We start from the raw sequence: 11897 nt of genomic DNA on the forward strand, positions 1-11897 counted from the left end.
CGCCCAGGGCCGTCACACAGACACCGGCGACGGCCGTCACGGTCAGATTCGGGATCGCGAGGGTGGCGAGCGGTGTGATGAGCACCGATGCCGCCGCGGTGACAAGAATTCGAGGGCGCGGGCGCGACGTCATCCCGGCATGTGTCGCCCAGAGCAGCACCAGGAATACGGCTGTCGGAATCGCGACGGCGTATCCCACGACTGGTGCCGAACCACCGTGGCCGTCGGCGCGCACCGCCACCTCCAGACCGGCGCCGAGTGCGGCGAGCGCCGCGAAGGACGCGTAATGGCCATACCCCCATAGAAACGACCAACTCCGCCGCGCGGCCAGCACGTCGCCGCTGGGCCGCAGTTCACCGAGCCACCACAGGGCGAAAAGCAATACCAGCCCGGACAATGCGACGAGCACCGATGTCGGGCGGAAGCCGCCGGCGATGCCCGTGGATACCGCGAGCACGCTCTCACCCAGCAGGATGATCGTGAAAAGCGAGTAGCGCTCGGCAATGTGGTGCGGGTGCCACGGAGTGCCGCTCGCCCGCTCCGCCCACACCGGAACCGCGAGCTCGGCGACGACCAGTGTGCCGAACACCCACTGCAGGGCGGCGCCGTGCAGTACACCGAATTCGGCCGCCAGCTGCCGAGCCAGCCACAGCACCTCCACAACGGTGATGCCCAGCGCATACCGCAGCGCCGTTGCCCGGCCCACCGCGTCCTCGCGAGCGGCTCGAAGCCATTGCGCCACCAGCGCGCCGCGCATCACCAGGTAGCCCAGGGTGATGACGACGAAGTCGCCGCGATTGAAGGCCGCGGGAATTCCCGCGGCCAGCAACAACACTCCCGCCATCTGTGTGAGGGTGAGCAGTCGATAGGGGACGTCGTCGGTGTCGTACGACGAGGCGAACCAGGTGAAATTCATCCACGCCCACCAGATGGCGAAGAAGACCTGAAGGAATGGCACCAGCGCCGACACCGGATGTCCCGATCCGATGGCATGCCCGAGCGGCGTCACGATCCCCGCCACCGCGACAACGAACGTGAGATCGAACAGCAACTCGAGCTGCGTCGACGCGCGATACGGCTCGTCGGTCGATCGGCCGCGCATCCGAATCCGCAGCGGTCCAGAGTATTTCCTGGCGTCCAGGGACGTCTTCTCGATCATCGGCGACTCCTGAGATCTGTCGAGGTTTCGCAACTAGGACAGGACAGCGTCGGCATTCGTGACGGCAGAGCCGGCGTGCGGCTGTCACAAATCCGGGTTCGCCCTTGTCCTTGCTGTGAAGTGGAGGGTGAACCGCCACGTGTGACCGAAAGCCTGAGCGAAGGAGGGGATTTCAGTGTCGAAGATCCTGCTGCAAACGACCATCACGGAGAGCCCGGACGATTGGGACATCACCCGGTTCTCTTTGCTGACCGCTGAATTGCGCGCCGCCGGCCACGACGTCACCGCCCGCAACCGACTCCGCCAGGGCGAGAACGACCCGATTCTGAGCCGGCTCGACGTCTCCGATTTCGAGCAGCTGTGGCTGTTGGCAGTCGATACCGGGGACGGCCTCACCGACGACGAATCGAAGGCCATCATGCGATTCCGTGAGCGCGGTGGCGGGGTTCTGACCGCCCGCGACCACCAGGACCTGGGCAGCTGCCTGCTCGGTCTCGGCTCCCTGGGCGAGGTGAACCACTTCCATCTGAAGAACCCCGACCCCGCCCACAGGCGTGACGATCAGGACACCCCGGCAATCTCGTGGCCCAACTACCATTCCGGCGCCAACGGCGACTACCAGCCGGTCCTCGCGACCGAACCGATCCATCCACTACTCCGCACCAGCGCGACCCGCAGCGGTCGGATCGAATGGTTTCCGGCTCACCCGCACGAGGGCGCGGTGTCGGCCTGTGTGCCGGGCGCGACCGTCGTCGCGCAGGGCCGAAGTACCGTGTCGGGCCGCCTGTTCAACCTCGCTGTCGCACTCGATGGGGAACTTGTGGCGGACGGTAGGCCGATGGGCCGGGCCGTGGCCGAATCCACATTCCACCACTTCGCCGACTACAACTGGGATCTCGACCACGGTAAGCCGTCGTTTGTCAGCGAACCACCGGGAACGCAGATCAAAGCCGATCCGTCCCGGTTGGCCATCTACCAGAACTACGTCCGCAATACGGCGATGTGGCTGCATCCGTCTTCCCGCGGCCCGTCGGCAGCTCACAGCCCAGACGTCGCGGGTTCGATCCACCCCAGCACCAGGGCATCGACGGAACCGGCCACCGAACCACCTCGGTGAGTTCGGGGCACACCCCGAATGACTTGCGGCGCTTGCCGATCGATCAGCCGATGGCGTCAGGACGGCACTATCTGTTCGTCGAACACATCGATATGGACGTGCTCACGAACTGGATCGTTCGATACCTGGCCGCGCTGGACGAGCCCTCATGGGGCGAGCTCGCCCTGAAGGTCGCCCGGCTCGGGACGCGGGAGTTCGAGGACTATCGTGCATAGCCGGGCCGATGTCGGCGCGTGGCGCAACCGGTCGGCTTCGGTGCCCGGTGCCGTGTCGGTGTCCGAACGCGGCCGGAGAGAATCGTCGGGTGCGCAGTCAGGGTTGGGGCATGGCTCGACGACGGTATGTAGCGCGCGGTGTGCCCGGCGGATACCGGGTGTGGGACAACAAGTCTGGCCGGTGGTGGGGCGACCTCTACGAGCTGTGCCCCGATGAGCTGGTCGCCGAGCTCAACAATCCTCACCGCCCGGACCGCATCACCGAACTCACCAAGAATGCGCGCGCCCGCAAGCGTTGAAGCGGCGGCCGTCTTCGCGGTCAGCCTTGGTCGTCGAATTGTGCCGCGGTGTCGAGGTGCAGGGCGGTCAGTTCGAGCAGCGGGCAGCTGCGGCGGCTGGTGGCTGCGATGTCGGCGCGGCCTTGGGCGCTCCACAGCGGCGGGTAGACCGACAGTCCCTGGTCTGGCTGGAGGTTCTCCACTTCGTCTCGCCAGCCGTCCCAGCGCAGGTCGGCGTAGAAGCCGTCCATGCCGCCGGACAGCACCCAGTCGACGAAGGCCGAATGGCCGCCACCGATGGGCTGCCAGGTCAGGGTCTCGGAACCGAAATGGCAGATGCCGCCGGGCTTTCCGGGCAGTCCGCCGCCATTGATGGCGAACATGCCACCCAGGACGTCGATGGCGAAGATGAGCCCACCGGGCGGTTCGCCTTCGGTGGTGGGATCGGGCATGCCGCTCATCGTGGCGACATCGGGGAGCCCGGCATGGCCGCCCCCGAGGATTCGAAGCCAGCCGTGGTCTATGAGCAGTCCACCGGTGTTCAACACCAGCGCGCCGAGCACCGATCGAGCCGTGACCTGCAGCCGGAACAACGCTTCGCGTGCTCGCGCTGGTTCGACCGGAAGCACGTCGACCGGTACGTCGGTTGTCGAGAGTTTCCGGTCCAGTTCGGGCCAGGCCGGGTCATCGGTGTCGATCAGCGCCTGTACGGGTCGAACGGTCATGACAGCCGATCCTGTCAGGGCACGACGAAACAGGCCAACTCTGTTCTCCGCGAGAACAGTTGGGGGCCGCGGTAGATCGCGGGGGTGCGCCCCAGGAATTCGGGGCGTCTTCGACGACGGGAATCGGCCCGGTCCGGTCTTCGATGCCGTTATCGTTCGCTGCGCTCGGCCGATCTCCCGACTATCGGGGACCTTGCGGGCAAGAGCGAAACGAAGGAACGGGGAATCAAGGTGGCATCAGGGATTCGCACTCGAATCGGCTGGAGCGCAATGGGGTTGGCAGTCGCGGGCGCCGCGGCGATCATGACGGCTGGTCCCGCGTCGGCGTTCCCGGGTCTGACGATCGACGGTCCGCTGCCGGTGCAGGTCGGGAAGACCTATTGGATAACGAGCGACCTGCTCGACAACTCCGGGGTGACGCTGGTGCCCAGCTTGACGGGCTCATCCGGGAACTGGGTGTACCTGTACGACAATGGTCAGTGCGTCACCAGGGATCAGATCGCTATGAACGGCACTGGCCTGAAGGCTACGACCTGGACGCCGATGACTCCCGGCACGCACACCCTGCAGTTCAGAGACGGCTGGAATGCGAAGACCCTGACGGTCACCGTCGAACCGGCCCCGCCGGGCACGCCGACCCCTTCCCCCTCGAGCGGCTGCGGCTCCACGGGCAGCATCGGCTGAGCAGACAACGCATCGCCGACCACTCATGACAATCGTCGATCGGACACGTGGTGGTTCGATTCGAAGGTCGAAAAACTTGCGGCACAAGACAAACCGCAGCTCATAGCCGGTTGAGTGGCAGGCAGAGCGTTGTCGCAGGTTGACTGGAATCGACGAGATTCGACTCCACCGCCACAGGACCCGGAGCGCGGGATTGGCGCTGGTCTACCGTGGCTCAGGTGCCCGCAGCCTCGGACCATGTGACCGGAGACGAGCCGCCGCGGCTCTCGCCGGACTTCTACCGGCTGTGGGGTGCTGCGGCGGTCAGCCAGCTTGGCAGCGGGGTAGGAACCGGGGCGCTACTGCTGATCGCGATTCTGGTCGTACACGCTTCGGCCCTGCAGGTCGCTGCGATGGCGGCGGTCTCAGGGCTGGTAGCCGCGATAGTCGCGCTGCCGTTGGGGCCATGGGTGGAGTTCCGGCCCAAACTTCCGGTCATGATCGCCGCGAACCTGGCGTCTTTCGCAGTCCTGGCGTCGGTGCCGGCCGCGGCCTGGCTGGGCGCGCTGACCTATGCGCAGTTGTGCGTGGTGGCCGCGTTGAGCACGGCGAGCGCGATCGTGTTCAATGCCGCCAACGGTGCGTACGTGAAATCGCTGGTGCCCGACTCGATTCGGGTCCGCGCCAACAGCCGCCTGGAAACCGTGTACTGGACAGTGTCCACGATCGGGGCACCCTTGGGCGGCGCGCTCATCTCGCTGGCCGGTGTCACGGCCACCGTACTCGTCGACGCCCTCACCTATCTCGCGGCAGCGCTCGGCCTGCGCACCATCACCACCGACGAACCCGCGCCTGAACACACACAGCGAGAGCATCATTGGGCATCCGAGATCCGCAGCGGCTGGTCCTGTCTCCTCGCCCACCCCGTCCTGCGGCGGCTGTTCTGCAACGCCATGGTCTTCGGCGGCGCACTGACAGCCGCCAGCCCGCTCATGGCCCTGCTCATGCTTCGGGAACTGCACTTCACCCCGTGGCAGTTCGGGCTGGCACTGGGCCTGCCCGCCCTCGGCGGGCTGGCCGGCTCGATGTGCGCGTCGCCCCTGGTGTTCCGCTTCGGAATCCGCGCAGTCCTGCTCGGCGCCGGTACCGGACGGACCTGCTGGCTGGCGATGACGCTTCTCGCACACCCCGGCACCGCCGGTCTGATCGTCATCACAGTCGCCGATACCGCACTGCTGTTCGCTGCCGGAGTGTTCAATCCGGTCTTCACCACCTACCGGATGAACGCCATCCCCGACCGTTACATGGCCCGTGTCGGCACTGCCTGGTCGACCAGCGCCAGAACCTTCCAACCGGCCTTCGTCGCCGTCGGCGGGCTACTGGCCGCCACGACCAGCACCCGCCGCGCCCTCGCCGCCACCGCACTTGTCCTACTGGCGAGCTCGGTCCTGCTGCCCTGGAAGCAAACACACACTTCATGCCGACAGTGACCCCGTGCAAGTCGCCATCGTTACCGAACATACAGAAGGCCTTGCGGGGCTTGGTGTCACAGGGCCTACGGGTTGTGCTGGGTCACGCTGTGCCGGCGTTCGACGAGTGCCGCAGCGATTCGCGCACAGTGTGAAACGAGGTTCAGCCGAAGCGCCCATGCCCGCTGTCGGCGTGCCAGGGTTCTTGGTCGAAGTGTGGTTCTGTGTGGGTCGGCGGGCTTAGCATCTGTTGTAGGGCAGGAGATTTCGATTCGAGGGGGCAGTCGGATGCCTGACGACGAAGCACGGGGGCCGCTGGCGGAGTTCACCGCTCTTCGGGCGGAGGTCGATCGGAGGGGAACCCTTCAGCAAGGGCTTTTCGTGCTCCAGCTCACGGCGGCGGGGGCGATCTTCTCCTTCGCGTTGTCCGATCCCGCGCGGGTCCGATTCCTGCTGATCCTCCCCTTGACCTCATACGCGCTGTGCGGCCGATACTGCCTTCAGCACTGGGGTATCGCACGTGTCGGCGCATACGTGCGCGACAGTCTCAGTGCCCGGGTTCCGGGCGGCTTGCTTTGGGAAAGCTGGATCGAACGGTATCCCGCTGACATGCGCCTGATCGGGTGGGTCAATCCGTTCTACCTGGCATTTCCGGGAGCTTCTACCCTCGCCTTGATGTGGGTAGCGCCGCATGTCTTCACCGGGCGCGATGGGCTCTCTTTGCCGGGGCGAATCGGGTTCTCCGGCATCTGGGCGGCCGGAGCGATCACCACGGCACTCTCGGTCTACATGATCTGGCGAATCACGGTCAAGCATCGTCGATCGCATGCGGCACAACGAGCCCCTCAGTGGCCGGGGTCGGTTCGGTCGACGATTGTTTTCCGAACACGGACGATCGGCACTGAGCCATGGTGGATGCATCTTCGAATAGGGAGTATGGGACTTCCGGGTGTCCGTGCGAGTTGCTCGCGAACGGGAGGGGTGAGTACTCCGCGCTGAATTGCTGCGGCATTCCGGTAGAACAAGCGCAAAGAGTGCAATGTGGCGAGTGCTGCTACATCATTCCGCTCGATGGTCTGGCGCGAGTGGAGGCCGGTTCGGGGGTGGACCGGGTGGCATGGGGGTGTCGCCGGCGTCGCGGGGCCGGCGGGCACAAGGGCTGGGCGAGTGCGCAATTGGGACATCCGAGTTGTGTGAGGTTTGGATTCGGGCACTTCAGTGACCTGCGTGGATGGGTCCGCGGGGTGGTGGGCAAAGGTGTTCGATAGTGGAATCCGTGTCCTGCCTGAGCCATCCAAACTGAAACATCACTACGTCAACGGTAGGGTTACGAGCTGGAATCCGAGGGTTATCGGATTCGGCTGTAGCTCTATTAGGAGATCGATGAAGTACACAAAGTTCGTGGCTACCGCATTCGTCGCCGCGGCCGCGACCGGCATTGCCGCGGGCACCGGATACGCTGTTCCGCTCGACCAGGCTCCGGTGGTGGAGCAGGCCGCGTCGCCGCTGCACGGCACCCAGCAGGGCGTCGGGTACGACGTTGTGGTGAACGATGCCAATGACATCGTCACCAAGGTGACCGGCGGGCAGTTCAGCCTGGACGCCACGGGGCAGACGGTGTTCCTGAAGAACCAGGCCGGGGAGGTCGTCACCCAGGTGCCGCTGACCGGCGCGCTGGCGGGTAAGCAGTACGGGCTGACCGCGGCCATCGACACCACCGGGACCGAGCTGACGCTGACCTCGGTGTCGGCGCCGCTGGCCACCGCCAAGGACATCGACTCGCAGGGTGACTTCTTCGGGCAGCTGCAGCACGCGGCGCTGGGCGGGATCATCGGCGGCATCCTGGGCGCGTTCCTGTTCGGGATCGGCGCGATCCCGGGCGCGATCATCGGGCTGCTGGTCGTCGGCGGGCAGCCGCTGATCGATTCCGGGTCGGCCTACTTCAGCGGGCAGCCCTGAAAACGCTGATCCTCGGCGGCACCCGGGAAGCCCGGGAACTCGCCGACATCGCGTCCGGCGAGCGAGGATTCGAGATCGTGTCCTCGCTCGCCGGGCGGGTGCGCGCGCCCGTCCTGCCGGTCGGCGAGGTGCGGGTGGGCGGATTCGGGGGAGTCGAGGGGCTGCGGGAGTGGCTGTCCGGCAACGGCATCGAGGCCGTGGTGGACGCCACCCATCCGTTCGCGGGCGGGATCACCGCCAATGCGGCGGTCGCGGCGGCGGCGCTCGGACTGCCGGTGCTGCATGTGCGGCGGCCGGGCTGGATCGAGCGGTGCGGGGACCGGTGGGTGCGGGTGCCGGATCTGGAGTTGGCGGCGGAAGCCGCCGCGGCGCTGGGTAAACGGGTGTTTCTGACCATCGGCCGCCAGGGTGTGGCCGCCTTCGAGCACTCCGACGAGTGGTTCCTGATCCGGGCGATCGACCCGCCCGAGGGTGCGGTGCCCGCGCGGCACGAATTGGTGCTCGCCCGTGGGCCTTTCAGCGTCGAGGACGAGATCGCGCTGCTCGTCGAACGGCGCATCGACGTCCTGGTCACCAAGGACAGCGGGGGCGCGCTCACCGAGGCCAAACTGACCGCCGCCCGGGAACTGGGCCTGGCGGTCGTGATGATCGACCGCCCGCCACTGCCCGCCGGTGCGCAGCAGGTGGAAACCGTTGCGGCCGCGTGGGATTGGCTGCGCGCCCGGCGCGACGAAGCGTAGCGGTATCGGCCGGGCGCGGATCCGGTCAGGACAGGCGGCTGGTGCGGTCCAACAGCTCCGGCAGGCGGTCGAACCATTCCAGGACGGCCCGTTCGTAGCGGATGCCGAAATCCAGTGTGGCCCGCTCGTAGGGCGACATCCGCTGCTCGTCCTGGCCGGACAGGTAGCCCGAGAGCCGCTGTTCGTGGACGGTGCGGCCGGCGGCCACGATGCGTTCCAGGCGGGCGGCGTCCACGAACTCCCCGAAGGACAGGGTCAGCAGCAGCGGCACCCGGATGGTCTCCGCGCCCGGGTCGCGGGCGATCCATTCGGCGAAGGCCTCCCGGCCGGCCTCGGTGATCCGGTACGGCGTGCGGTCGCGGGCGCCCGACGCGCCCTTCTCGACCAGGCCGAGGCCGTGCATGGTGGCCAGCTCGCGGTACACCTGGCTCTGGGTGATGGTCCAGAAGTCGCCGATGCGGTCCTGGGCCAGCGCCACCAGATCCCACCCGGACATCTCGCCCTGGTGCAGGAATCCGAGTAGGGACGCGGCCGTCGAGTTGAGCGGGCGTCGAGCGTGATCTTCTGGCACCGGCACTCCTTCCACAGCCTACGTTCTACATAGGAATATTACGGGGCCGGGCGTTCAGACCTCGTAGCGACGCGATGTGAACACGCGCGGCCCGCCGGCCGCCTCGAACACCGTGGTCGTGGACGCGCCCACGATCAGCAGCGTGCGCATGTCCACCACGGCGGGATCCAGCTCGCCCAGCGTCACCACCCGCACCGACTCGGTCGGGCCGCCCACATCGCGGCCGATCACCACCGGCGTCTCCGGCTTGCGGTGCTCGAGCACCAGATCCCGCATGGCCGCCACCTGCCAGGTGCGCTGCGACGACGCCGGGTTGTAGACGGCGAACGCCATATCCGCCGAGGCCACCGCCGAAATCCGTTGCGCCACCGTCTCCCACGGCTTGAGGCGATCCGAGAGCGAGATCATGGCGAAATCGTGGCCCAGCGGCGCGCCCAGCCGGCTCGCGACCGCGCTCGCGGCGGTCACGCCGGGCAGCACCCGCACCGGCACCTCGCGCCACTGCGGATCCGCCGACTCCTCGATCACCGCGGCCGCCATGGCGAACACGCCGGGATCCCCGGACGACACCACCACGACCTTCGCGCCCTGCTTGGCCATGTCCAAAGCCATTCCGGCGCGCTCGGATTCGACGCGATTGTCACTGGCGTGGCGCCGCTGACCCGGGCGCACCGGCACGCGGTTCACATACGTGGTGTAGCCGACGATGTCGGTCGCCTCGGCCAGCGCGCGCGACACCTCCGGCGTGGTCCAGGCTTCGTCGCCCGGTCCCAGGCCGATGACCACGACCTCGCCGACCCGATCCTGGTGTGCCGCACCGGATGCGGTGCGGGCTTCCTCGGTGCTCGACGCGCCGTTGGGAGTCGCCTCGGCCGCAACCGATTCCGCATCAGGGGTCGTCGTCGTGACCTCGCCGCGCGTGTCGGCAGCCGTGGAGAGCGCGTGCGCGGCGTGCGCGGACGTCTCCTCCGGAGCGGCGGACTCGGTCAGGGTGATGCGGGTCTGCGGAGTAGGTCCCGGAACCACCGTGATCGCGAAGTACGGGACGCTCGACTCGTCGACGTCGGCGGCGCGCAGCACGCGCTGCCGGTCGGAGCTGGCGCGCTCGACGTAGTAGGCGTCGTCGAGGCGGCCGGAGTCGGCGAGGGCGCGGCGCACACCGGGGTAGGTGCGGCCGAGCTTCATGATCGCGGCGGCGTCGGTCTCGCGCAGGCGGCGGGCCAGCTCCTCGGGCGGCAGCGTGCCCGGCAGCACGGTGAGGACCTGCTTCTCCTCCACCAGCGGGGTGCCCAGGGCCGCGGAGGCGGCGCTGACCGAGGTGACGCCGGGGATGATCTCGGTGTCGAACCGGTCGGCCAGACGGCGGTGCATGTGCTGGAACGAGCTGTAGAACAGCGGGTCGCCGGCGGCGAGCAGCGCGACGGTGCGGCCCGCCGCGAGGTGCTCGGCCAGGCGGGCGGCGGCGGACTCGTAGAACTCGTCGATCGCGCCCTGGTAGCCGCCGGGGTGGTCGGTGGTCTCGGTGGTCACCGGGTAGATCAGGTGCTCCTCGAGCTGGCCTTCACGCATGTAGGGGGCGGCGATGGCGCGCGAGATGCTGCGCCCGTGCCGGGCGCTGTGGAAGGCGATGACGTCGGCCTCGCCGATCACCCGGGCGGCCTTGACCGTCACCAGTTCCGGATCGCCGGGTCCGAGCCCGACACCCCAGAGCTTGCTCATTCTTGTTCGCTCGCAATCGCGTTGAGGGCGGCGGCGGTGATGGCGCTGCCGCCGCGCCGGCCCCGCACGGTCAGGAATTCCACGCCGCCGTATTCGGCGAGCGCCTCCTTGGATTCCGCGGCCCCGATGAACCCGACTGGGATGCCGAGCACCGCGGCGGGGCGGGGCGCGCCCGCGTCGATCATGTCGAGCAGGTGGAACAGCGCGGTCGGCGCATTGCCGATCGCCACCACCGCGCCGTCGAGGCGGTCGCTCCAGAGTTCCAGGGCCGCAGCCGATCTGGTGTTGTCCATGCGCGCGGCCAGATCCGGCACGCGCGGGTCGTCGAGCAGGCACAGCACGTCGTTGTCGGCGGGCAGCCGCTTGCGGGTGACGCCGGAGGCGACCATCTTGGCGTCGCACAGGATCGGCGCGCCCGACCGCAGCGCGGCCCGCGCCTTGGCCACCACGTCGGTGCTGTATTCCACGTCGCCCGCCAGATCCACCTGCCCGCAGGCGTGGATCATGCGCACCACCACCTGTGACACGTCCGCCGGGAACCGGGCCAGATCGGCCTCGGCCCGGATGGTCGCGAACGAGCGCCGATAGATCTCGGCCCCGTCTTTGAGGTAGCTGGCACGCACGTCGGACATGCGCTCCACCATAGATTTCGCCGCCGGAGCGGCGCTGAGCGGGTAGTGCGCCCGGCCACAGTGGACGGTTCACAGGGCGCGCGGCCGGTGCTTTCCGGCCTGGCCGGGTCAGGTGCGGGGGCGTTCGAGCAGGCGGGACATGACGATATTGCTGCGGGTGCGCCCGACGCGGGCGTTCTCGCGGATGCGTTCGACGGTGGCCTCGATCTCGGCCATGTCGGTGGCCATCACGTGGACCAGTGCGTCGGCCTCGCCCGCGATCGTCCACACGCCGACGACCTGGGGAATCGGTTCGAGGCCGCGGCGTAGTTCGGCGGGGGAGATGTTGTCGCGGTAGAAGACCTCGACGTACGCCTCGGTGCGCCAGCCCAGGGCGGCCGGATTCACCACGGCGGTGAAGCCGGTGATCTGGCCCGCGGCGACCAGTTTGTCGACGCGGCGCTTGACTGCGGGGGCGGACAGGCCGATGACCGCGCCGATGTCCTGGAACGAGGCGCGCGCGTTCCTGAGCAGGTGGGCCAGGATCCGGCGGTCGAGATCGTCCACGGTCACTCCCTTCGCGGGATGCGCGTACGTCCGGCGCAATGATGCACACACATCGTTCAGACGCAATGAATCGCTGCTCGAGGGTCGATCAACGCAACGATTCG

At 67.9% G+C, this 11897-nt stretch carries 13 protein-coding genes and 1 pseudogene; 8 read left to right on the forward strand and 6 right to left on the reverse strand.

What is annotated here, in order from left to right; translation table 11 throughout:
* Window positions 1-19: 19 nt before the first annotated feature.
* A pseudogene (locus ABZ382_RS08305) lies at window positions 20-1159 on the reverse strand (low temperature requirement protein A); the annotation flags it as partial.
* Window positions 1160-1334: 175 nt separating this feature from the next.
* On the opposite strand from ABZ382_RS08305, the gene ABZ382_RS08310 reads away from it, so the two are divergent.
* The 3 genes from ABZ382_RS08310 (at window position 1335) to ABZ382_RS08320 (ending at window position 2790) form a co-directional block, all read left to right on the forward strand.
* The gene (locus ABZ382_RS08310; protein ID WP_357085695.1) at window positions 1335-2276 is read left to right on the forward strand and encodes a hypothetical protein; all 942 of its coding nucleotides are present in this window, start codon (window positions 1335-1337) and stop codon (window positions 2274-2276) included.
* The gene (locus ABZ382_RS08315; RefSeq protein WP_357085697.1) at window positions 2273-2491 is read left to right on the forward strand and encodes an Imm8 family immunity protein; all 219 of its coding nucleotides are present in this window, start codon (window positions 2273-2275) and stop codon (window positions 2489-2491) included. Before ABZ382_RS08310 ends, ABZ382_RS08315 begins: the two co-directional genes overlap by 4 nt.
* Window positions 2492-2601: 110 nt before the next feature.
* Window positions 2602-2790, forward strand: a complete 189-nt coding sequence (locus ABZ382_RS08320; protein WP_357085699.1) for a hypothetical protein — start codon at window positions 2602-2604, stop codon at window positions 2788-2790.
* 20 nt (window positions 2791-2810) lie between these two features.
* On the opposite strand, the gene ABZ382_RS08325 is transcribed toward ABZ382_RS08320, so the two are convergent.
* Entirely contained in the window at window positions 2811-3494 is a 684-nt protein-coding gene (locus tag ABZ382_RS08325; RefSeq protein WP_357085701.1) for a DUF2625 family protein, read from the reverse strand.
* A 270-nt stretch (window positions 3495-3764) separates the two neighbouring features.
* Here ABZ382_RS08325 and ABZ382_RS08330 point away from each other — a divergent pair, with 270 nt between their 5' ends.
* The 5 genes from ABZ382_RS08330 (at window position 3765) to ABZ382_RS08350 (ending at window position 8325) form a co-directional block, all read left to right on the forward strand.
* Window positions 3765-4178 carry a hypothetical protein gene (locus tag ABZ382_RS08330; RefSeq protein WP_357085702.1) on the forward strand — a complete coding sequence of 138 codons (414 nt, stop codon included), beginning with the start codon at window positions 3765-3767 and terminating at the stop codon, window positions 4176-4178.
* 218 nt (window positions 4179-4396) lie between these two features.
* Complete coding sequence (locus ABZ382_RS08335; protein WP_357085703.1) at window positions 4397-5647, forward strand: MFS transporter; 1251 nt, start codon at window positions 4397-4399, stop codon at window positions 5645-5647.
* Between the two features lie 267 nt (window positions 5648-5914).
* A complete protein-coding gene (locus tag ABZ382_RS08340) occupies window positions 5915-6625 on the forward strand; it encodes a hypothetical protein (RefSeq protein WP_357085704.1) in 711 nt (236 codons plus the stop codon).
* 402 nt (window positions 6626-7027) lie between these two features.
* The gene (locus ABZ382_RS08345) at window positions 7028-7585 is read left to right on the forward strand and encodes a hypothetical protein (RefSeq protein ID WP_357085705.1); all 558 of its coding nucleotides are present in this window, start codon (window positions 7028-7030) and stop codon (window positions 7583-7585) included.
* On the forward strand, window positions 7582-8325 hold the full coding sequence (locus tag ABZ382_RS08350; RefSeq protein ID WP_357085944.1) for a cobalt-precorrin-6A reductase: 744 nt from the start codon (window positions 7582-7584) through the stop codon (window positions 8323-8325). The genes ABZ382_RS08345 and ABZ382_RS08350 overlap by 4 nt, the downstream gene beginning before the upstream one ends.
* 25 nt (window positions 8326-8350) lie before the next feature.
* On the opposite strand, the gene ABZ382_RS08355 is transcribed toward ABZ382_RS08350, so the two are convergent.
* The 4 genes from ABZ382_RS08355 to ABZ382_RS08370 form a co-directional block, all read right to left on the reverse strand.
* Window positions 8351-8896, reverse strand: a complete 546-nt coding sequence (locus ABZ382_RS08355; RefSeq protein ID WP_357085706.1) for a PadR family transcriptional regulator — start codon at window positions 8894-8896, stop codon at window positions 8351-8353.
* A 54-nt stretch (window positions 8897-8950) separates the two neighbouring features.
* Window positions 8951-10615, reverse strand: coding sequence for a precorrin-3B C(17)-methyltransferase (gene cobJ, locus ABZ382_RS08360; protein ID WP_357085708.1), 1665 nt, complete (start codon window positions 10613-10615; stop codon window positions 8951-8953).
* Window positions 10612-11247, reverse strand: coding sequence for a precorrin-8X methylmutase (locus ABZ382_RS08365; protein WP_357085710.1), 636 nt, complete (start codon window positions 11245-11247; stop codon window positions 10612-10614). The genes cobJ and ABZ382_RS08365 overlap by 4 nt, the downstream gene beginning before the upstream one ends.
* A 108-nt stretch (window positions 11248-11355) precedes the next feature.
* Window positions 11356-11793: an Lrp/AsnC family transcriptional regulator gene (locus ABZ382_RS08370; RefSeq protein WP_357085712.1), complete on the reverse strand. Its 438-nt coding sequence runs from the start codon at window positions 11791-11793 to the stop codon at window positions 11356-11358.
* Window positions 11794-11897: the final 104 nt, after the last annotated feature.

The organism is Nocardia sp. NPDC005825, assembly GCF_040630175.1.
Classification (GTDB): Bacteria; Actinomycetota; Actinomycetes; order Mycobacteriales; family Mycobacteriaceae; genus Nocardia.